This window comes from Microbacterium sp. SW12 (assembly GCF_055391095.1).
The window spans coordinates 1,819,746-1,840,179 of sequence record NZ_AP024335.1 but is presented as its reverse complement, the minus strand read 5'-3'; the positions used below and the strand labels follow the sequence as shown (position 1 = coordinate 1,840,179).

Genomic DNA, 20,434 nt, shown 5'->3' with positions numbered 1-20,434 from the left:
GGGACCATCGGCACGTCATCTGGTCGGGACGGTGGGCGCGCCCGCGATAGGCTGGCGAAGGCCCGTCGTCATGGCGTGCGGCGTGGCATTACCGTCATCCTGCGTGCGATTCACTCGTGCGCGTCTGCTCCGAAGGATCCACCCGTGTCCAAACCGGTCGTGCTGATCGCCGAAGAACTGTCCCCCGCCACGATCGAGGCCCTCGGTCCGGACTTCGACGTCCGAAACGTCGATGGCACCGACCGGCCCGCATTGCTTGCTGCTCTCGCCGACGCGGACGCCGTCCTCATCCGTTCAGCGACGAAGATGGATGCCGAGGCCATTGCATCCTCGCAGAAGCTTCGCGTGATCGCCCGCGCGGGCGTCGGGCTCGACAACGTCGACATCAAGGCAGCGACTGCCGCCGGCGTCATGGTCGTCAACGCACCGACGTCCAACGTGATCTCGGCCGCAGAACTCACCGTCGGGCACATCCTGAGCCTGGCCCGCCACATCCCCGCCGCCCACGCCTCCCTCGCACAGGGTCAGTGGAAGCGCAGCTCGTTCACGGGCGCGGAACTGTTCGAGAAGACCGTCGGCATCCTGGGCCTCGGCCGGATCGGCGCCCTGGTCGCCGAGCGTCTGCGGGCCTTCGGTGTGCGTCTGGTCGGGTACGACCCTTATGTCACCCCTGCGCGTGCCCAGCAGCTGGGTGTCGAGCTGCTGAGCTTCGACGAGGTTGTGCGCGAGAGCGACTTCCTCACGGTGCACATGCCGAAGACGCCCGAGACCACCGGCATGATCAGCACCGAGCAGCTCGCGGCGATGAAGCCCACGGCGTACGTCGTCAACGTCGCGCGCGGTGGACTGTTCGACGAAGAGGCGCTGCTCGAGGCTCTCACCACCGGCCAGATCGCCGGTGCCGGACTTGATGTCTTCACCGCCGAGCCGCCCAAGCCCGACTCGGCGGCAGCGAAACTCGTAGCCCTTCCGAACGTCGTCGCAACGCCACACCTCGGAGCTTCGACCGATGAGGCGCAGGAGAAGGCCGGCGTCTCGGTTGCGAAGTCTGTCAAGCTCGCGCTCGAAGGCGATCTCGTCCCGGACGCGGTCAACGTCGCCGGCGGCGTCATCGACCCGTTCGTGCGTCCCGGTATCGGGCTTGTCGAGATGCTCGGGCAGTACTTCACGGGCCTGACCCACAGCGCGTTGACCTCGCTGGACATCGAGGTTCGCGGGGAACTCGCCGCGTTCGATGTCAGCGTGTACCGGCTCGCGGCGCTCAAGGGCATCTTCACGAACATCGTCAGCGAGAACGTGTCTTACGTGAACGCGCCGCTGTTCGCTGAGCAGCGCGGCATCGAAACCCGCATGATCGTCGAGGCCGACAGCCCTCAGTACCGCAACCTCACCGTTCTGCGCGGCACCATGTCGGATGGCACGACGTTGAGCGTCGCGGGAACGCTCGCCGGGACGCGCATGGTCCCGAAGATCGTCGCCATCAACGGCTACGACATCGAGGTACCGATCGCCGGCCACCACGTCGTGATGCGCTACCAGGACCGTCCGGGCATCGTCGCGATCTACGCCAGGAAGCTCGGTGACGCCGGAATCAACATCGAGGGGCTCCAGGTCGCGCATCCGGATGCCACCGGGCGTGCTCTCTCGGTGCTCACGGTCGACGCAGCAGTGCCGGACGAGCTGCTCGACCAGATGCGTGAGGCGGTCGGGGCCGACCTGTTCCGTCAGATCGAGATCGTCGAGCCGTAGGCCTTCGGCCGCGGTCAGTCGCGCGGAGCGGTTGCCTGTGCGATGAGCTGCACCAAGGCATCCATCTCGGCGTCGCGGGGACTGGCGTTGCCAGACCATCGTGCTGGAGGGCGTTGTTGTAGTAGACGCCGTCGCTGATGAGCATGACGAGGTCCAACGCCGTCTTGTCGGCGACATGCGGGCGGAGAGTGTCGGCCCAGCGCTCCCGGACAGTTCGGAGGGCATCGCTCGCGGCGCCCCGGCCGGCCTGCGCGAGGCGAGAGACGGCGAGGATCGCTCTGTCCAGCGCGGTGCCGTCCATCGCCGAGGTGCGCACGTAATAGGCGACGGGACCTTCCTCTGAGGAGGTCATGCGGGCGAGGTCTTCGTCGACGCACTTCTCGAGTCGGATGAGCAACGCCGCCTCGAGCGCCTCCTTCGACGCGAAGTGGTAGAGCAGGCCACCCTTGGAGACCCCGGCGGCGCGCGCGATGGCATCCATGGTGGCGGCGCGCTCGCCCTCGGCGATGAGGAGTGACTCGAATGCGTCGAGCACCTTCTCACGGGCGTGCGGGGGACGACTCATGCGTTCGATGCTAGCCAGGCAGTCTCCATGGCTGTTACTATACCAGCCAGACGGTATAGAAATTCTGACGGTGACATGATGACGACCCTGACCGAAGACATCCGCATCGCCGAAAGCGAGGGGCGTCCGGTGACCTGGCGTGGCTGGGCTGCGCTGGTGGTGCTGATGCTGCCCGTGCTGTTGATCTCGGTCGACAACACGGTGCTGAGTTTCGCACTGCCCGAGATCGCGCTCGCACTCGAACCCACCGCGGCGCAGCAGCTGTGGATCATCGATGCCTACCCGCTCGTGCTCGCCGGCCTCCTGGTGACGATGGGAACCCTCGGCGACCGGTACGGTCGGCGACGGATGCTGCTGATCGGCGCCACCGGATTCGCTACAGTGTCGGCGCTGTCTGCCTTCGCCCCCTCGGCGGAGTGGTTGATCGCGGGTCGTGCTGCCATGGGCCTGTTCGGTGCCATGATCATGCCCTCGACACTTGCGCTGCTACGCAGCATCTTCACCCTCCGCAGTCAGCGACGCCTCGCGATCGCCATCTGGGCATCGATGTTCTCGGCCGGTGCGGCGCTCGGCCCGATCGTCGGGGGAGTCCTCCTGGAGCACTTCTCGTGGGGATCCGTGTTCCTCATGGCGGTACCCGTGCTCGTGCCGCTGCTGGTGCTCGCGCCGCTGCTGGTTCCCGAGAGCCGCAACCCGGATGCCGGACGCGTCGACGCCGTCAGTATCGTGCTGTCCATGGCGATGATGGTGCCGATCGTGTGGGCCATCAAGGAGTTCGCGGTCCACGGATTCTCACCGACGATTGTCGTCGCGACAGTTGCGGGCGCTGGTTTCGGCATCCTGTTCGTGCGGCGGCAGTTGCACGCGCGCTCCCCGATGCTCGACATGCGGCTGTTCACGCGAGGCACCTTCAGCGGTGCTCTGCTGGTGAACCTGCTGAGTGTCATCTCGCTCGTCGGCTTCATGTTCTTCATCGCTCAGCATCTGCAACTGATCGTCGGCCTGTCGCCGGTGAAAGCGGGCTTCGCGCTCGTGCCGTCACTGGCGTCGGTCATCGTCTCCGGGCTTCTCGTCGTGCCCATTGCGTCGCGGATTCCACCGCGCATCGTGGTTCCCGCGGCGCTCATGTTCTCGATGAGCGGCTACCTCCTCGTCGCGGCGACAGCGGGGAGCGGTGACCTCGGCTGGCTCTTGCTGGCCAGTGTGCTGCTCGGCATCGGAATCGGTGCCGCCGAGACAGTGTCGAACGAGCTCGTCATGGCGAGCGCCCCGCCGAGCAAGGCGGGGGCGGCAGGCGCTGTCTCTGAGACGGCGTATGAGCTCGGCGCCGTGCTCGGAACCGCTGTGCTGGGCAGCATCCTCACCGCCTCGTACCGGTCGGGAATCGCGATCCCCGCGGGAGTGCCCACTGACCTCGCCGCGCAGGCGCGGGAAACGCTCGCCGGCGCCTACGTCACGGCGGGCGAGCTCGCTGCCCCCATCGCCGACGCGTTGCGTGCTGCCGCGGCAGCTGCCTTCGACTCGGGCGTTGCGGTCACTGCCGCGGTCGGGGCCGGTCTCATGGTCCTGGCTGCCGTTATCGCGGCCACTACGCTGGGATCGGCGCCGTCATCTGTGAATCAGGCGGCGCGATCCGAGAACGAGGAGAGCAATGTCGCGCGAGGTGAAGCTAGCCGTCATCCCCGGTGATGGCATCGGTGTCGAGGTCGTCGCCGAGGCCATGAAGGTTCTGGATGCGGTGACCGCAGGCAGCGACATCCGTTTCACGAAGACCCCGTTCTCGCTGGGTGCCGCGCGTTACCTCGAGACCGGCGACACGCTCACGGATGCTGACCTCGAGGCCATAAAGCAGCACGATGCGATCGTGCTCGGCGCGGTGGGCGGCGTTCCGGGAGACGTTCGCCTGAAGGATGCGAACATCGAACGCGGACTGCTGCTCAAGCTGCGTTTCGAGCTCGACCACTACGTCAACCTGCGGCCCTCGAAGCTCTACCCTGGTGCGCCGGGCCCTCTCGCGAACCCCGGTGAGGTCGACTTCGTGGTCGTCCGCGAGGGCACAGAGGGTCCCTACGTCGGCAACGGCGGCGCGATCCGCAAGGGCACGCCGCACGAGGTCGCGAACGAGACATCCGTCAACACGGCCTTCGGTGTTGAGCGGGTCGTGCGCTACGCGTTCGCGTTGGCCGAACGGCGCCGCAAGAAGCTGACGCTCGTGCACAAGACCAACGTGCTCGTGCACGCCGGCGGAATCTGGCAGAGAATCGTGCGCGAGGTGGCAGAAGAGCACCCCGACGTCGCCGTAGACTATCTGCACGTCGATGCGGCAACCATCTTCCTGGTCACAAACCCTGACCGCTTCGACGTGATCGTCACCGACAACCTCTTCGGCGACATCCTCACCGACTTGGCCGGCGCCGTCACCGGAGGCATCGGCCTCGCCGCTTCGGGGAACATCAACCCCGACGGCGCGTTCCCCTCGATGTTCGAGCCCGTCCACGGATCGGCGCCCGACATCGCGGGTCAGCAGAAGGCCGACCCCACCGCCGCGATTCTGTCCATCGCAATGCTTCTCGACCACCTCGGGTTGCACGACGATTCCGCCCGCGTCACCCGCGCGGTGGAAGATGACATTGCGTCCCGGGGCGAGGCCGCCCGCACCACAGCGCAGATCGGTGACGCAATCGTCGCCCGCCTACAGGCGTAGCCTGGAGCCACTCGGCTCCTTGCCGCGCCGGACGGATCCGCCACCGCCGCGCATGAACGACTGGATTTCGACATGACACTTCTTGACACCGACCCCGACGCCGGCCTTGCGCCCCTGCAGTTCCAGGTGATGCGGAACCTGCAGGCAAAGACGGATGCCGAGCGCGAGGCGATTCTCGCCAACCCCGGTTTCGGTCAGCACTTCACCGACCACATGGTAGATGTCTGCTGGTCGGTCGGCGGCGGGTGGCACCGACCGCAGGTGAAACCCTACGGTCCGCTTTCGCTCGATCCGGCCGCAGCTGTGCTGCATTACGCGCAAGAGGTTTTCGAGGGCATCAAGGCCTACCGTCACGCCGACGGATCGATCCACACGTTCCGTCCCGACCAGAACGGTCGCCGCCTGCAGCGCTCGGCGCGGCGGCTGGCTCTTCCCGAGCTGCCGGTGTCGTACTTCATCCAGTCGCTCGAGGAGCTCATCGCGGTCGACGGCGCCTGGGTGCCCTCGGGCGAGAACCAGAGCCTCTACCTGCGCCCGTTCATGTTCGCCAAAGAGGCCTTCCTCGGCGTGCGTCCAGCCAACAAGGTCGGCTACTACGTCATCGCCAGCCCCGCGGGCGCCTACTTCAAGGGCGGTGTGACCCCCGTGTCGATCTGGCTCAGCGAGGACTACTCGCGGGCAGGCAAGGGCGGCACCGGGGCTGCCAAGACCGGAGGCAACTACGCGTCGAGTCTGCTGCCGCAGTCCGAGGCCTACGAGAACGAGTGCGACCAGGTGGTCTTCCTCGATCAGGACGGCAACGTCGAAGAGCTCGGCGGGATGAACATCGTCTTCGTCTTCAAGGACGGCACGGTCGTGACACCGCAGTCGGACTCGATCCTCGAGGGCGTCACACGCGACTCCATCCTGCAGCTGGCGGCCGACCGCGGCCTCCACGTGCAGGGTCGCAACATCTCGCTGCGCGAGTGGCGTGAGGGTGTGGCATCCGGTGACATCGTCGAGGTCTTCGCCTGCGGGACTGCCGCCGTCGTGACTCCCATCGGCGTGCTCAAGGGACGCGACTTCGTCGACCAGCAGCCCGTCGGCTCGCTCGCGCTCGAGCTGCGACAGGAGCTGACCGACATCCAGTACGGCCACGCCGAAGACCGCCACGGCTGGATGCACCGCCTCGACGCCCGCTCCCAGGCATGAGAATCGCGCGGTTCCGACACGAGGATGCGATCGCCTACGGCATCCTCGACGAGGGCGAGCTCGTGGTGCTCGCGGGTGACCCGATGTTCGCCGGCTACGAGACGACGGGGGAGCGCGTGCCGGTCGGCGAGGTCACGCTGCTCGCTCCGGTCATTCCGCGCTCGAAGGTCGTGTGCGTCGGTAAGAACTACCTCGATCACGCCGCGGAGATGGGGAGCGAGGCACCCGGCGAGCCGCTGCTGTTTCTGAAGCCCAACACGGCGGTGATCGGGCCGGACGAGCCGATCGTGCGGCCGTGGCAGTCGGAGCGCACGGACTACGAGGGGGAACTCGCCGTTGTCATCGGCCGTATTGCGAAGAACGTGTCGGCGGATGCTGCGCTGGACCACGTCTTCGGATACACGATCGGCAACGACGTGACAGCGCGGGACCTGCAGCGTTCTGACGGCCAGTGGTCGCGTGCGAAGGGCTTCGACACCTTCTGCCCGCTCGGACCCGTGATCGAGACCGAGTTCGACCTCGCGGGCGGCGCGACACTGACCACACGCGTCAACGGCGAGGTCCGTCAGCGCGGCGCGATCACCGACATGATCCATTCGGTTCCGGCGATCATCGAGTATGTGTCGGCTGCGTTCACACTGCTGCCCGGGGACGTCATCCTCACTGGCACGCCGGCCGGTGTCGGCCCGTTCGTGTCCGGAGACGTCGTCGAGGTCGAGATCGATGGGCTCGGCATCCTGCGCAACACCGCGCGGGATGCGGAGCCGCGCCGGTGACACTGTCTGACGGCTGGGTCGACGATCGCCAGGAGGCGAGCGAACTCGCCGGCATCCAGCGTCGGACCGTCTGGGTGCTCTCGGCAGGCCAAGTGCTCGGCGGGCTCGGGTTTGGAGCGACAGTCTCCCTCGGTGCGGTGCTTGCCGCCGACATCGCCGGTGACGAGTCGCTCTCGGGGCTGGCTGCGGCGGGTGTGACCCTCGGCACCGCCGCGCTGGCGGTGCCGCTTGCTGCCCTCGCGCGTCGGCGCGGACGCCGTATCTCGCTGGCGTCGGGCATGGCGATCGCGCTCGTAGGCGTTTCGCTGGTCGTGGTGGCGGCGGCCGTTCGGTCGTTCCCGCTGCTTCTGCTGGCCTTCGGGCTCGTCGGAGCGGGTCAGACCGCGAACCTGCAGTCGCGTTTCGCTGCCGCCGATCTCGCCACGGATGCCACGCGTGGCCGCGATCTGTCGATCGTCGTGTGGGCGACGACCATCGGCGCCGTGCTCGGACCGAATCTTGTGCAACCCGGCCAGGCGATCGGAGACGCCCTGGGGATGCCGCCGCTGACGGGACCGTACGTCTTCACGATCGTCGCGCAAGCGCTGAGCATCATTGTGTATCTGTTCGCTCTTCGGCCGGATCCGCTGCTGGTCGCGCAGACGGTGGCGCAGCGGCGCCGCGACCGGGTGGTCGAGCAGATCGTCAAGCCCGACCGTCCGGTGTCGGCTCGCTACGCGATCTTCACGAATGCCGCCGCACACGGCGTCATGGTCTCGATCATGGCGATGACGCCGGTTCACATGCTCCATCACGGCGCGAGTCTGACCATCATCGGTCTGACGATCAGTCTGCACATCGCGGGGATGTACGCGCTCTCGCCGGTCTTCGGCATCCTGGCAGACCGCGTGGGCCGCATTCCGACGATCATGGTCGGTCAGGCGCTGCTCGCGGCATCCCTGGTGACGGTCTTCTTCGGCGCGGAGTCGAACACGGCGGTCACCGTCGCGCTCATTCTGCTCGGCCTGGGGTGGAGCGCTGCGACTGTGGCCGGATCGGCCCTCCTGACCGAATCGTCGTCGGAGGAGCGACGCACCACGCGTCAGGGGCGCAACGACCTCTCGATGAGCCTCGTCGGTGCCGTCGGTGCGATCACCTCGGGCGTCGTCCTCGGGTGGATCGGTTTCACGGGGCTCGCGCTGGTTGTCGGTGTCGCCGTGATCGCGACAGTGCTACTCGCGCCGTACGGCCGCATCCGTCAGGTCGCGTAGTCGTACCGAGGCGCGAGGTAAGGCATCCGCACCGGACCTAGACTTGATGTCTATGCCCGGAACGCCGCATCCTGCCACCACGACCGCCACCGGATCCGACGTTCGGGTCCGCTTCTGCCCGTCACCGACGGGTCTGCCGCACGTCGGACTGATGCGGACGGTGCTGTTCAACTGGGCCTATGCGCGGCACAACGGCGGCAAGCTCATCTTCCGCATCGAAGACACGGATGCCGCCCGGGACTCCGAAGAGAGCTACAACCAGCTGCTCGATGCGCTGCGGTGGCTCCGGATCGACTGGGATGAGGGCGTCGAGGTCGGCGGTCCCCACGCGCCCTACCGGCAGTCCCAGCGCCACGAGATCTATCGCGGCGTCCTCGAGAAGCTCATCGCTGCCGGCGTCGTCTACGAGAGCTATTCCACGGCCGAAGAGATCGACGCCCGCAACGAGGCTGCTGGCCGCGCAAAGCAGCTCGGCTACGACAACTACGACCGCGACCTCACTGACGAGCAGAAAGCAGCGTTCCGCGCCGAGGGCCGTGAGCCCGCGTGGCGTCTACGCGTACCCGATCACGACCTCACCTACGTCGACCTCATCCGCGGCGAGGTCACCTTCCCGGCCGGGTCCTTCCCCGACTTCGTCATTGTGCGGGCCGGCGGCGTGCCCCTGTACACGTTCGTGAACCCGGTCGATGACGCTCTCATGGGCATCACTCACGTCATCCGTGGCGAAGATCTGATGCCCTCAACCGCACGCCAGCTCGCTCTCTATGACGCGCTCGTGACCGCCGGCGTCACCGACTTCGTGCCCCGGTTCGGCCACATGCCGCTCGTGCTGGGGGAGGAGGGCAACAAGAAGCTCTCCAAGCGCGACCCGAAGGCAGACCTGTTCTTGCAGCGCGAGAAGGGCTTCATCCACGAGGGGTTGCTGAACTACCTCGCCCTGCTCGGCTGGTCGATCGCTCCCGACCGCGATGTCTTCTCGCTCGACGAGCTCGTCGCCGCGTTCGACATCGCCGACGTCAACCCGAACCCCGCTCGCTTCGATCAGAAGAAGGCAGAGTCGATCAACGGCGTCCACATCCGGATGCTGGAAGCCGAAGACTTCGCTTCCCGTCTGATTCCGTACCTGGTCGCCGCCGGGGTCGTGTCGGATCCGCTGACTGACGCGCAGCTGGAGATGCTCGCGGCATCCGCCCCGCTCGTGCAGGAACGGATGCAGCTGCTCGGTGACGCTCCCGGGTTGCTCGGGTTCCTCTTCACGGATGCCGTCACCTACGAAGAAGACGCCCTCACGTCTCTGCCCGCCAACGCGGGTGAGGTGCTGGTGGCCGGTGTGGGTGCGATCGAGTTGATTCCCGAGGCGGAGTTCACTGCCGCCGCGATTCAGGAGGCCCTTGCTGCTGCGCTCATCGAGGGCCTCGGTCTCAAGCCGCGCGTCGCCTACGGACCGCTGCGGGTCGCACTCAGCGGCCGTCGCGTCTCGCCGCCGCTGTTCGAGTCCATGGAACTCTTGGGCAAGGATGCGTCGGTCCGCCGCTTCGGGGCACTCGTCGATCACCTCGCCGCGAGCTGAGACGCGCCGCTGCCGGGTCTGGTTTGGCGGGGCCTTTCGCGTCGTCTAGACTTGACCCTTGGCGCCCGTTCCGGCGGGAACCCTTGGGGTATGGTGTAATTGGCAACACGGCTGATTCTGGTTCAGTTGTTCTTGGTTCGAGTCCAGGTACCCCAGCAAGAGAAACCCGCGGAATCCCGCGGGTTTCGTCGTTTCTGATGACCCGCGCGTGCGACGCACCCCCGTCGAGGGCGCGCCGTCGCGAGCCCTCGGGGGCGCCTAGGCTGAGCCCGTGACAAGTCGTGAGTCGCAGGCGTGGGAGTGCCCGACGTGCGGCGACCGGCTACGGTACGAGATCCTCGACGATGAACGTTTCCTCGTCGCATGGTCGTGCGTCAGGTGCGGGCTCGTACGCACGACGGAACCCACCTAGGCCGATCGAACCGGACCGGAACGATCGGGCGCGCGCGGGGTCGACTCTCGCAGGCTGGATGTCGAAGGAGGCCTCATGATCGCGGAACTCAATCGGCTGATCGATGCCATCGACGACGACCTGTCCGATGACCTCGATGTCGCGTCGCTGGCGCGGGAGTCGGGCGTGACGGAGTACCACCTGCGGCGGATGTTCTCGTCGCTGGTCGGAATGCCGCTGTCGGAGTATGTACGCCGGCGACGGATGACGGTGGCAGCCGCAGCGGTCGTCGCGGGTGACCCGCTTCTCGACATCGCAGTGCGATTCGGGTACGGCTCGACCGAAGCCTTTGGTCGCGCGTTTCGTGCCGTCCATGACTCGACGCCCGCCGAGGTCCGCGTGAGTGGCGGTCCCCTTCGTACGCAACCGAAACTCAGGCTCCGCCTGACCGTCGAAGGGAACACCACCATGGACACGCGCATCGCCGAACGCCCCGCATTCCGTCTGGTCGGACACGCCGCTCGCGTGCCGCTCATCCACGAAGGAATCAATCCGCACATCCAGGCGCATATCGGCGCACTTCCCGCGGACGAACACGTCAGGCTCACGGGGCTCAGCAGCACCGAACCGAGCGGCTTGCTGCAGGTGAGTGACGGCGTCGATCCGGACTACCGGGAGGGAACCGAGCTCACCTACCTGCACGGCGTCGCACTGGATGCTGAGGCCCCCGTGCCCGACGATCTTGATGTGATCGAGGTCGAGGCAGGGGAGTGGGCGGTGTTCCGCACGTCAGGACCGTACCCCGCAGCGCTCCAGGAGGCCTACGCGGCCTCCGCGTCGGACTGGTTCCCCGCCAACCCCTGGCAGCTGCGCCCCGGTCCCTCGATCGTCGCCGTCCTCGAACGCGCCGACGACTTCAGTACCGCAACGACGGAGCTCTGGATGCCGATCGCACGCCGCTCATAGGTCACCTGCTCGGCGCCTACCGCATCGCGGTCAGCAGTCCTGCGGCATCCAGCTCGAACTCAGCGTCCAGCCTCAGCCGATCCAGGAATCCGCGGTCATGACTGACCACGATGATCGCCCCGCGGTAGGCGCCGAGCGCATCGATGAGTTGCTCCGTGGTCTGAAGGTCGAGGTTGTTGGTCGGTTCATCGAGCACGATCAGCTGAGGTGGCGGGTCGGTGAGGAGCACCTGCGCGAGCGCGACGCGAAAGCGCTCGCCGCCCGAGAGGGCTCCGACGGGCCGATCCACCATGGTGCCGCGTACGAGGAGCCGCGCGAGCCGGTTGCGAAGCTCAACTCGCGGAACGTGGGGGGCGACCCGTGTCACGTTCTCCATAACGGATGCAGCGTCGTCGAGGTTGTCGAGCCGCTGTGAGAGCTTGCCGATGCGGTGAACGTGCGCGACCGCCGCGGCCGTCCCGGGCGCCGCGGCCACGCCGGAAACGAGTCCCTCGAGCAGCGTGGTCTTGCCGACCCCGTTCTGTCCCGTAATCGCGATGCGCTCCGGTCCCTGGATGATGATCGTGCGCCCGTCGCTCCCCGTGAACTCGGCGATCCGCTTGCCTGGAGGGACGGCCGGGTCGGGAAGGTCGATGCTGAGGCGGTCGTCATCACGGATGCGTGACTCGGCCTCCTGCAACGAGCGCTGCGCCGACTGCATCCGATCATCGAGCAACGAGCGCTGCTTTCCTTGGGTCTTTTCGGCAGAGTTGCGTCGGTCATTGACGACGGCGCCGATGTACTTGCGGTTGGCGGCATCCTTCTTCCCCTGCCGCTGGCTGTGCGCGATACGCTCGGCTGCGTCGATGCGCTGCCGCTTCTCGACGCGCACCGCGTGCTCCGCGGAGCGTACCGCGCGCTCGGCCGCCTCCTGGTCCCGCGAGACCTGCTCTCGGAACGCGGAGTACGGACCGCCGTACAGCGTCAGCGAACCGGCCCGCAACTCAGCGGTGTGCTGCATCAGCTCGAGCAACTCGAGATCGTGACTGACGACGATCACCGGACCGCCCCATGCGCCGATGAGGTCGTGGACTCGCGTCCGTCCGTGGGCGTCGAGATTGTTCGTCGGCTCGTCAAGCAGCGCAATGTCGGCTCCACGCATCCGGATGCCGGCGAGCGCGGCGACTGTCGCTTCCCCGCCCGAGATCGTCGTGACGGGTCGGTTCAGGTCGTCGATGTCGACGCCCGCAGCGCTCAGGGTGGCGACCGCTCGCTCTTCGATGTCCCAGTCTGCGCCGATCGTGTCGAACAGGGCGGGGTTGATCGCTCCCCGTTCGATCGCGGCTATCGCGTCCACGATCGAGCGGATGCCGAGAAGATCGACCAGCGTATGGCTAGGGTCGGCATCCCTCCGTTGCGGCAGATAGTCGACGACGCCAGCCGCCTGGACGGATCCCGACATCGGCCGGAGTTTCCCGGCGATCAGGCGCAGCAGCGTCGACTTGCCGACACCGTTGAGGCCGACCAGTCCCGTCGAGCCGGGTGGGAACGAACCCGACACGGCGTCGAGAACGCGGTGGCCGTCGGGCCAGCTGAATGTGAGGTCGTGCAGAACGACGGAAGGAATGGGGGCAGGCATGCGGAACTCCAGAACGTGTCGGTTCCTGACGAAGTCAGGGGTGACGCTGACACGGGTCCGCAGAAAGGGAGGATGGTCCGGTCAGCAGGGGATGCTGAAGCCCGAACCTGTCATGTCTCTTCCTTGCCGTTCACTCCCTCTCACGAGCAGCGGATGCCGCAGGAGTGCGACCTCAGTATGCCACTGCCGCCGCTGTACGCAAACGCGCCCGCGCGTTCCCTAGTGGGACAGGTGCTTCGCGAGGAACTCACGGCACCGTTCGAAGGCGACGTCACCCTCGGGATGGACATCCGGGAAGAAGTAGAAGCCGTGCGGCATCCCCGCGGGCCAGTAGCCGTCGGTGGGAGAGCCTGCCTTCTCAACCAGGGATGCGAACTCCCGCGCCGAATCGATGATGGGGTCGTGCGTGCCGGTCGCGAGAAAAAGCGGTGGGTATCCGGCCAGATCACCGTAGATCGGGCTTGCGAGGGGCTCGGTCCACGGCGTCGTCGGCAGATAGGCGCTGCGGATGAACGCGAAGAACGGGCTGTCGTAGACGATTCCGCGCGGCGCCTGCCGCCGACGCGGCCCGCCTCCCGCACGAGCCACGCATAGACGTCGGCGACATCATTCAGGGGCGTGGGGAAGGGATACTCCGGAGCCATCCGATAGTTCGTCGACACGACGACGACGGAGTTATCGCGCGCCAGACGCCGAGTGATGTAGGCGGTGTCGAAGTCTGAGCCCACCGTGAACCCGCCGCCATGGGCATACAGGATGACGGGCAGCGCGGCATCCTGGTCAACGGCGTGCGGCCGGTAGACCTGAGCACTGACATATCCGTTGCGCACGGGGAGGTAGACCGTCGTCTCCTCCACGTCGGGGACCACTTCCTCGGCCGAGGGTGGGATGAGCGCCGGATCGGGCTTGCGGATGCGGTCGGCACCGATGTAGCCCGTGCGCACCGGGAGGATCATCATGTCGCGGAGCGCAACGGGCTGGCGATTGTTCGCAATGACCCGGTATGACGGCATCGCGGGATCGTCGGGGGAGATGTAGCTCAGCCCGTCGATCTCCTTTACGACAGTGACATCTTCGGCAGCGTGAGCAGTGCAGCGTCAATCATGTGACCTCCCCGATCCGGGGCGATGCTATCCGACCTGCGCGGCTGGGTCCATCCCCGCGTCTGGTCCGTCGTGTAGGTCTCAGCGCGTGCCCGCAGCCAGACGGATCTGCACGATGTTCTCGGTTTCGTCGATCTCGGCGACCTGCGGATGCGCCTTGATGAACTCCGTGAAGCTGCGGAAGCCCAGGGCGCGCTCGCTGAAGCCGGGATCCAGGCGCGTTATCAGGCTCTTGACCACGTTCGCGTGCTGCCAGTCCGTGCCCTCGCGGTCGCCCTCCAGCCGCAACGCCCGCTCGAGAAGCTCGGCGCCCGGATCTGCGGACTTCTTGCGGCTGCGGCGCGTCTTGCCGGACGCCTTGTCTTCGGCATCCTTCGCCGGCTGGCGCTCGATGCCGGGGAGAGCGTCATAGGTGTCGAAGCGGTCACAGGCCGCGGCGAGGGAGCGGGCGCTGGAGCCTGCAACGCCGACTCCCACGACGAAGCGACCGAGGCGCTTGCAGCGCTGCGCGAGCGGCACGTAATCCGAATCACCGGCGACGATCACCACGTGCGAAAGGTCGGGCAGCCGAAACATGTCCTCGACGGTATCCACGGCGAGCCGAATGTCGGCACCGTTCTTCGCGTACGCAGCGGCCGGGAACAGCTGCACGAGATCGACCGCGCGAGCAACGAGCTGCGAACGGTACTCGGCGTTGACAGGCGACGACCAGTCCGCGTATGCCCGCGTAAGCACGAGTGTGCCGAAGGATGCCGCGTAGTCGATGATCGCGCCGAGATCCACGGTGGCTGCTGCCAACCGCTCCGCGATCTCCGGTTCGGTCGGATCGGATGCGATGCGCTGCCGGTCCCTGCCGTAGGCGTTGCGGCCATGTACGGTGTCGTACCAGGACATCACGATGTTGTCGAAGTCCAGATACACGGCTACGCGTGGGTCGGTTCTCTCAGCCATGCTCACTCCTCGTGGGTCCACGGGCGCCCGCCTGCTTCCCCCGAGCCTAGTCTCGACATCCGTCCGCCCACACGGGTCGCGCTGTCCCGCAGATCGCGGAGGATCCGTAGGGTGCCAGTATCGGTGGTGGAGCGGAGGACGCCCATGTCGCCCATGTCTCGCGGTTTCGGTGCTCGTCGGCGCGAAACGAACGACCGGTTGCCGCCGGGGCAGTACCTGACGACCGACTTCCCGGTGCTGTCGGCTGGCCCGACGCCGCGCATCGACACGAGTGCGTGGAGCTTTACTGTTCGTGACGAACGGGGTGGATCGCGGGCATGGACGTGGGATGAGTTCCGTGCGCTTCCGTTCGAAGACATCCACACCGACATCTACTGCGTGACGCGCTGGTCGAAGCTCGACACGAGCTGGCGAGGCGTCTCGGTCGACACGCTCCTGGCGGGCGTCGAGACGGATGCCGAGGCGGCGATGGCGCACAGCTTCGGCGGGTAGACGACGAACGTGCCGATGTTGGACCTGCTCGGCGGAAAAGCCTGGGTGGTGACGGAGTTCGACGGCGCACCGATCGACCCCGAACACGGTGGTCCCGCCCGGCTGTTGGTGCCGCACCTGTACTTCTGGAAGAGCGCCAAATGGGTCAGTGGTCTGTCGCTCCTGCGCCGCGACGAACCGGGCTTCTGGGAGCAGAACGGTTACAACATGCACGGCGACCCGTGGCGCGAGGAGCGGTATTGGTAGGCGTCGGAGCGTGGCTCACGGCATCCGTGCTGGAGGTGCGCCCCGCCGCGTTCGGCGCCCGCACTCTTGTCCTCGACGTTCCGGACTGGCCGGGGAACCTGCCAGGACAGCACCTGGATCTTCGCCTGACCGCCGAGGACGGTTATCAGGCGGTGCGGTCGTACTCGATCGCGTCGTTCGGTTCCGGCACCGCCGTTGAGCTGGGCGTCGACGAGGTCGAGGACGGCGAGGTCTCTCCCTACCTGGTCGAGGACGTGCGCGCCGGTGACCAGATGGAAGTGAAGGGACCGCTCGGTCAGTACTTCGTTTGGGACGCGACCGACCCGTCGCCGGTTCAGCTGATCGCCGGCGGATCAGGAATCGTGCCCCTGATCGCCATGGTGCGTGCGCACATCGCTGCACGTGCCGTGGCGTCACTGCGCCTGGTGTACTCGGTGAAGGATGTCGAACGGGCGATGTACCGAGACGAGCTGCTTGCCGTTGATACACCGCTGATCTCGACAGCGTGGGCATACACGCGCGCGGCTCCCGACGATTGGTCTGGTACCGTCGGCCGGCTCAGCGCTCCTGCGCTCGCCGATGCGCTGCACCCGGCGTCCGTCGACCCGGTCAGCTTCGTTTGTGGGCCGACGCCGTTCGTCGAGTTCGTCGCCGGGGCGCTCGTCTCGTTGGGGTATCGAGCCGAGCGCATCCGCACGGAGCGGTTCGGAGGAGGATCATGACCGCCACCACACATCCGCTGCCCGATCTACCAGCAGCCACGCGGCCGAGCTTGGTCGATGGGAACGCCCTCGTCGGCATTCTCGAGGAGGCCTTTGGCGCTGCAGCCGAAACGCTCACGCTCACCTGCGGGGCATGCGCCGACGCTGTAGCGCTCGCCGAAGCGGCGGTCGAGCTGGCACCGACATCCGCGATCGTGCGGTGTCGCCGCTGCACGCACACCACGCTCACCGTGCGCTGGAGTGCGCACGACCTCGTCATTGATGGCGCAAGCTGTCAGATGACGGTGCAGCGTGGCGCGCGCTGAATCCATGGATCCTCCGCTCCCCGACGGTTACGGAGCGCAGTCGTAGACGACGTCGGGTGCGTCGGCGACCGTCTCGCACGTTGCCTCGACCCACTCGCGGATCTGTGCCGAGGTCGTCGACGTTCCGCCTGAGGGAGTGCTCGCACCCTGTCCTGCCATGCCGGTGGCCAGCACGTACCGCAGGCTGCCGTCGGCGATGAGTGCCCGGAACTCGTCGAGCGTGGGGACTGCATCGTTGCCGTTGAAGCCACCGATCGGCAGCACCGATCCGCCATCGGTCGCGAGAATGATTCCTGCAGCGCTTTGAGCACCGAAGGACGCGACCAGGTAATCCGCGTCATCCTGGTTCTGCTGTAGCCAGGCGATCAGGTCGTTGGATGCCGCGCCGCCCCGGCTGGTTATGCTTCCGGCGGCGCCGTTGGTCGCTTGTCCGGATGCCGCACCTCCCTGTCGCGGCCCGAGCCCGGGGCTTTGTCCCGGAACGCTGTCAGCCTGACCCGGTGCGTTACCCGGGGCCGCTCCCGCCCCCTGTCCCGGACCGCCGCCGGGGACGCTTCCGAATCCGGGTGCTCCACCGCCCTGCCCGCCCGGCCCCATGCCGCCCATGTCTGAGACGCCCCCGGCAACCGGATTGATATCGCTGGGATAGGCGATGGTCACCACCGACCAGACCGCAGGAGTGAGTACCAGCGCGATCGCCGCCACCGGCGCCGTGATCCAGCGCGGTATCGCCCACCCGCTGCCATCGGTGCGCTTGTGCTCGGCGAACAGCAGCACGATTGCGAGCGCGCCGACCGCAGCCTGGATCACCGAGACCACCGTGGAGTAGCCGGGATACCAGAGCGAGATCAGCACCGCGGTCACGCCGGCCACCACGATGAGCGAGACCTGTGGCCACAGGATGCCTCGACGCCGTGCAACCCCGAACGCGAGCCCGACAAGCAGCGCAACCGGCACGGCGAGCGCGGCGGTATAGAACTGGTGCATCCCGTCGACGGCCGAGAACATTGCCGCGAAGATCACGAGCCACGCCCCGAGGAACACGGTGACTGCGCGCGAGAAGCGCAGCATCCATAGCACCGACGCGGCAAGAAGTGCCGCCGGCAGGAGCCACGCGATCTGGCCGGCGAGCTGCTCGGTGAACAGCCGCACCGCGCTCGGGTCTCCGGAGAAGGGTGGGCTGAATGACAGGTACTCGGATGAGTCGGCGGTGGCCGAGAAGCGGCCAAGGCCGTTGTAGCCGAACACCATCTCCCAGGGATTGTTGCTCAGTGTGCTGCCGATGTAGGGCCGCGAATCGGCGGGGATGAGCGAGACGATCACGATCCACGTCAGCGACGCCGCAATGCTGATGGTCGCCGACGCGGCGAGGTGCCAGAGGCGCCGGATGACTGGCTGGGCGGTGATCAGATACGCGAGCGCGAGAGCGGGCCACACAGCCCATGCGACGAGCATGTACATCTGAAACGCGAGCCCGATGAACAGGCCCGCGGTGATGAGCCAGCCGAGGCTCCGCTGGGCGAGGGCACGCGCCGCAGCCCACGCGACCAGGGACAGACTCAGCACGAAGAAGGTTTCCGGCTAATTGGAGCGCGACACGGCGATGAGGATCGGTGTCGTCGCTGCCACCGCGCCGGCGATGAGCCCGGCCGTAGGCGAAACGAGGCGCCGACCTGTGGATGCCACGACGACAACCGTCGCCAGGGCGGCCAGCGCGTTCGGCAAGACGACCGTCCACGTGGAGTACCCGAACGCGGCGACGAAGAGTGCGGGAACCCAGAACGATCCCGGGATCTTGTCGAGAGTGACGGTTCCCGCTGGGTCGAAGGCGCCGAAGAAGAAGTTCGCCGGGCTCTGACTCATCGAGACCGCGATGGCTGCGTAGTACTGCGACTCGGATGCCGAATCGATCGCCCACACGGTGAGCGCGCCGGTTGCCAGGGCGAGGAGGGCGAGGCCGATGCGGAAGCCCCACGGGGACGGGCTCCGGTCGGTGAGAGGTCGCGTTGTGGAGACGAGGGGCGCAGCGGGCGGCGGGTGAGCGTCGGTGACCATGACCCTGACGGTAGGAATCGTGGTGAGGCATGGTCTTTCGCAGTCCTATGAGGAACCTATGGTTTCCGTCGTCGAGCCTTGCTGTGCGGTCGGGCAGGCGCATCGGCCCCCTGCTCTCCTGCCGCCTCGATAATGGAACCCATGAGCGCGACGTTGCCGAGGGACATTGGTCGCGAGCTGGCAGCGCTTCGAGAACGCGCCTATGGCCCGGATGCCGACATCGCGATGGATCCGGCGGCTACCGCCCGGCTCGCCGAGCTCGAGGCGCTTGTGCGCGAGGGTGAAATCTCGGCGGCCAGGCAGTCCAAGACGGACGACACTGCTGACACGCCGCTGACGACGTCCGCCGGCGGCGTGCTCTCAGGGGCAGACGGGGCCGGTGCAGGCGATAACCCCTCGCTGGGGACCGAGACTTCAGCCGAGGAGCCGCTGCTGCCGCCTCCGGCATCAGCGTGGTGGCGGCACCCGGGAGTGTTCGGTGCGGCCGGACTCGCGCTCGCGGTCGGGCTCGGACTCGGGCTTGCGCTACCTGCTGTCTGGACGGATCGACCCGACTTCATTGCCGGCGTCGACCGCGACGCTCCGGTTGACCCGACCGAGGCGTGGATCCGTCAGGCGGAACGGGCTCTTGACGTGGACGCAGGCAACCTTCGGCAGTACGAGCAGGTGCAAGGCGTGACGATGTGGACGGGCACGAACGCTGTCGGTGCACGGTGTCTCATTGTCGCGTGGGGGGAGCTGTGGGGGAACGGGAGTTGCACGCCCGCACCCCTGGACCCGGTCGTCGACTTCCGCGTGAATCCCGACATCCCCATGCCGCTGGCAGCGCCCCTGGACGAGGGCGGCGTCGTGCGCTTTGTCGCTCGCGGCGACGTCGTCGAGATCTGGGTTCGCGAACCCACCGACCTGGGAAGCAACCTCAGCGCGAGCTGATCGGGAGCGGGGGCCTCAGATGTCGACCGAGGCTCCGGCATCCAGTTCGAGGAACTCGCCCCCGCCCTGCTCGGTCGCCCACCGCAGACGCTGACGCCCCATCGTGCGTCCGATGATCGAGAGCGTCATGTCGTGTGTTCCGAAGCACATCCGTGGAGCGACAGCGAGGACGAAGTCCATGGCCTCCCCGATCTTCAACCACGGCGCGCCGACAGGAGCCGCCAGAAGCTTCACGTTCCGTCCTTCCGGCACCTCGTACGAGTCGCCCGGATAGTAGAGACGGTCGTTCACCAGCACACCGACGTTGTCGATGACGGGGATCGATTCGTGGATGACGGCGTGCTTGCCGCCGAAGAACTCGAGCTCGAACGGGCCGACTTTCATGCTGTCGCCGGGCGAGACCACCGTGACATCGAACCCCGCGGCGGCGTCGGCGAGGCCCTGGGGCCCGATGATCTGCGCCTTCGGTGCGTTGCTGAGGATGCGACGCAGATGCTCCGGTGTCCAATGGTCGGGGTGCTCATGCGTGAGCACGATGGCCACGACATCGCCGTCATCCGGGAGCGGATCGGTGAACGATCCCGGATCGACGACCAGCGTCTTACCGGAGTCGCGGATCGTGAGGGCAGCGTGCTCGTGCTTCGTGACTCGCATATCCCGAGTCAACCCTCGCGACGGGGCTCGAGGCAACCCCGCTGCGGTCTTCGCGTCGATTTGGCCGGCCGTTCGGATGCATGGCATAATCGAACGGTTGTCTTGCGGCCCCATCGTATAGCGGCCTAGTACGCCGCCCTCTCACGGCGGTAACGCGGGTTCGAATCCCGCTGGGGTCACCAACCGCACG

At 67.0% G+C, this 20,434-nt stretch carries 19 protein-coding genes, 2 tRNA genes and 2 pseudogenes; 15 read left to right on the top strand and 8 right to left on the bottom strand.

Annotated features, from left to right (window positions below; translation table 11 throughout):
* Positions 1 to 144 precede the first annotated feature (144 nt).
* Complete coding sequence (gene serA / locus MICSW_RS09295) at positions 145 to 1,749, top strand: phosphoglycerate dehydrogenase (RefSeq protein ID WP_228178086.1); 1,605 nt, start codon at positions 145 to 147, stop codon at positions 1,747 to 1,749.
* Here the strand turns inward: serA and MICSW_RS09290 are convergent.
* Positions 1,652 to 2,314, bottom strand: coding sequence for a TetR/AcrR family transcriptional regulator (locus MICSW_RS09290; protein WP_464495378.1), 663 nt, complete (start codon positions 2,312 to 2,314; stop codon positions 1,652 to 1,654). The two genes, serA and MICSW_RS09290, sit on opposite strands and share 98 nt — an antisense overlap.
* Positions 2,315 to 2,392: 78 nt before the next feature.
* Here MICSW_RS09290 and MICSW_RS09285 point away from each other — a divergent pair, with 78 nt between their 5' ends.
* From MICSW_RS09285 to MICSW_RS09250, 8 genes are all read left to right on the top strand, one after another.
* Positions 2,393 to 4,003, top strand: a complete 1,611-nt coding sequence (locus MICSW_RS09285) for an MFS transporter (protein WP_464495375.1) — start codon at positions 2,393 to 2,395, stop codon at positions 4,001 to 4,003.
* Positions 3,966 to 5,018 carry a 3-isopropylmalate dehydrogenase gene (locus tag MICSW_RS09280; protein ID WP_464495373.1) on the top strand — a complete coding sequence of 351 codons (1,053 nt, stop codon included), beginning with the start codon at positions 3,966 to 3,968 and terminating at the stop codon, positions 5,016 to 5,018. Before MICSW_RS09285 ends, MICSW_RS09280 begins: the two co-directional genes overlap by 38 nt.
* Positions 5,019 to 5,090: 72 nt before the next feature.
* Positions 5,091 to 6,209: a branched-chain amino acid aminotransferase gene (locus tag MICSW_RS09275; protein ID WP_292726888.1), complete on the top strand. Its 1,119-nt coding sequence runs from the start codon at positions 5,091 to 5,093 to the stop codon at positions 6,207 to 6,209.
* Positions 6,206 to 6,985 carry a fumarylacetoacetate hydrolase family protein gene (locus tag MICSW_RS09270; RefSeq protein ID WP_228178090.1) on the top strand — a complete coding sequence of 260 codons (780 nt, stop codon included), beginning with the start codon at positions 6,206 to 6,208 and terminating at the stop codon, positions 6,983 to 6,985. The genes MICSW_RS09275 and MICSW_RS09270 overlap by 4 nt, the downstream gene beginning before the upstream one ends.
* 2 nt (positions 6,986 to 6,987) lie before the next feature.
* On the top strand, positions 6,988 to 8,235 hold the full coding sequence (locus tag MICSW_RS09265; RefSeq protein WP_341578946.1) for an MFS transporter: 1,248 nt from the start codon (positions 6,988 to 6,990) through the stop codon (positions 8,233 to 8,235).
* A gap of 52 nt (positions 8,236 to 8,287) precedes the next feature.
* Complete coding sequence (gene gltX / locus MICSW_RS09260; protein ID WP_464495368.1) at positions 8,288 to 9,808, top strand: glutamate--tRNA ligase; 1,521 nt, start codon at positions 8,288 to 8,290, stop codon at positions 9,806 to 9,808.
* Positions 9,809 to 9,892: 84 nt separating this feature from the next.
* Positions 9,893 to 9,964 (top strand) — tRNA-Gln (locus MICSW_RS09255).
* A 331-nt stretch (positions 9,965 to 10,295) separates the two neighbouring features.
* Complete coding sequence (locus tag MICSW_RS09250; protein WP_464495365.1) at positions 10,296 to 11,165, top strand: AraC family transcriptional regulator; 870 nt, start codon at positions 10,296 to 10,298, stop codon at positions 11,163 to 11,165.
* Between the two features lie 16 nt (positions 11,166 to 11,181).
* On the opposite strand, the gene MICSW_RS09245 is transcribed toward MICSW_RS09250, so the two are convergent.
* From MICSW_RS09245 to MICSW_RS09235, 3 genes and pseudogenes are all read right to left on the bottom strand, one after another.
* A complete protein-coding gene (locus MICSW_RS09245; protein WP_464495362.1) occupies positions 11,182 to 12,783 on the bottom strand; it encodes an ABC-F family ATP-binding cassette domain-containing protein in 1,602 nt (533 codons plus the stop codon).
* A gap of 219 nt (positions 12,784 to 13,002) precedes the next feature.
* Complete coding sequence (locus MICSW_RS09240; RefSeq protein ID WP_464495358.1) at positions 13,003 to 13,371, bottom strand: alpha/beta hydrolase; 369 nt, start codon at positions 13,369 to 13,371, stop codon at positions 13,003 to 13,005.
* Between the two features lie 38 nt (positions 13,372 to 13,409).
* A pseudogene (locus tag MICSW_RS09235) lies at positions 13,410 to 13,613 on the bottom strand (alpha/beta hydrolase); the annotation flags it as partial.
* On the opposite strand from MICSW_RS09235, the gene MICSW_RS09230 reads away from it, so the two are divergent.
* Positions 13,527 to 13,790: a hypothetical protein gene (locus MICSW_RS09230; RefSeq protein ID WP_464495357.1), complete on the top strand. Its 264-nt coding sequence runs from the start codon at positions 13,527 to 13,529 to the stop codon at positions 13,788 to 13,790. The pseudogene MICSW_RS09235 and the gene MICSW_RS09230 sit on opposite strands and share 87 nt — an antisense overlap.
* A 177-nt stretch (positions 13,791 to 13,967) precedes the next feature.
* Here the strand turns inward: MICSW_RS09230 and MICSW_RS09225 are convergent, their stop codons facing one another.
* Positions 13,968 to 14,837, bottom strand: coding sequence for an NYN domain-containing protein (locus MICSW_RS09225; RefSeq protein WP_292728481.1), 870 nt, complete (start codon positions 14,835 to 14,837; stop codon positions 13,968 to 13,970).
* 144 nt (positions 14,838 to 14,981) lie between these two features.
* Between MICSW_RS09225 and MICSW_RS09220 the strand changes: the two are divergent.
* From MICSW_RS09220 to MICSW_RS09210, 3 genes and pseudogenes are all read left to right on the top strand, one after another.
* Positions 14,982 to 15,575, top strand: a pseudogene (locus tag MICSW_RS09220) (molybdopterin-dependent oxidoreductase).
* The gene (locus MICSW_RS09215; RefSeq protein WP_464495356.1) at positions 15,569 to 16,297 is read left to right on the top strand and encodes an FAD-binding oxidoreductase; all 729 of its coding nucleotides are present in this window, start codon (positions 15,569 to 15,571) and stop codon (positions 16,295 to 16,297) included. The pseudogene MICSW_RS09220 and the gene MICSW_RS09215 overlap by 7 nt, the downstream one beginning before the upstream one ends.
* The gene (locus MICSW_RS09210; protein WP_292733978.1) at positions 16,294 to 16,602 is read left to right on the top strand and encodes a DUF6510 family protein; all 309 of its coding nucleotides are present in this window, start codon (positions 16,294 to 16,296) and stop codon (positions 16,600 to 16,602) included. The genes MICSW_RS09215 and MICSW_RS09210 overlap by 4 nt, the downstream gene beginning before the upstream one ends.
* Before the next feature lie 27 nt (positions 16,603 to 16,629).
* On the opposite strand, the gene MICSW_RS09205 is transcribed toward MICSW_RS09210, so the two are convergent.
* Both MICSW_RS09205 and MICSW_RS09200 read right to left on the bottom strand, forming a co-directional pair.
* Positions 16,630 to 18,168 (bottom strand): mannosyltransferase YkcB-related protein, encoded by a 1,539-nt coding sequence (locus tag MICSW_RS09205; protein ID WP_464495353.1) that lies wholly within the window; start codon positions 18,166 to 18,168, stop codon positions 16,630 to 16,632.
* A gap of 15 nt (positions 18,169 to 18,183) precedes the next feature.
* Positions 18,184 to 18,657, bottom strand: a complete 474-nt coding sequence (locus MICSW_RS09200; protein WP_464495351.1) for an ArnT family glycosyltransferase — start codon at positions 18,655 to 18,657, stop codon at positions 18,184 to 18,186.
* Positions 18,658 to 18,798: 141 nt separating this feature from the next.
* On the opposite strand from MICSW_RS09200, the gene MICSW_RS09195 reads away from it, so the two are divergent.
* Entirely contained in the window at positions 18,799 to 19,590 is a 792-nt protein-coding gene (locus MICSW_RS09195) for a hypothetical protein (RefSeq protein ID WP_464495348.1), read from the top strand.
* Between the two features lie 15 nt (positions 19,591 to 19,605).
* Here the strand turns inward: MICSW_RS09195 and MICSW_RS09190 are convergent, their stop codons facing one another.
* The gene (locus tag MICSW_RS09190; RefSeq protein WP_292728477.1) at positions 19,606 to 20,244 is read right to left on the bottom strand and encodes an MBL fold metallo-hydrolase; all 639 of its coding nucleotides are present in this window, start codon (positions 20,242 to 20,244) and stop codon (positions 19,606 to 19,608) included.
* Between the two features lie 106 nt (positions 20,245 to 20,350).
* Between MICSW_RS09190 and MICSW_RS09185 the strand changes: the two genes are divergently transcribed.
* A tRNA-Glu gene (locus MICSW_RS09185) sits at positions 20,351 to 20,426 on the top strand.
* Positions 20,427 to 20,434 lie beyond the last annotated feature (8 nt).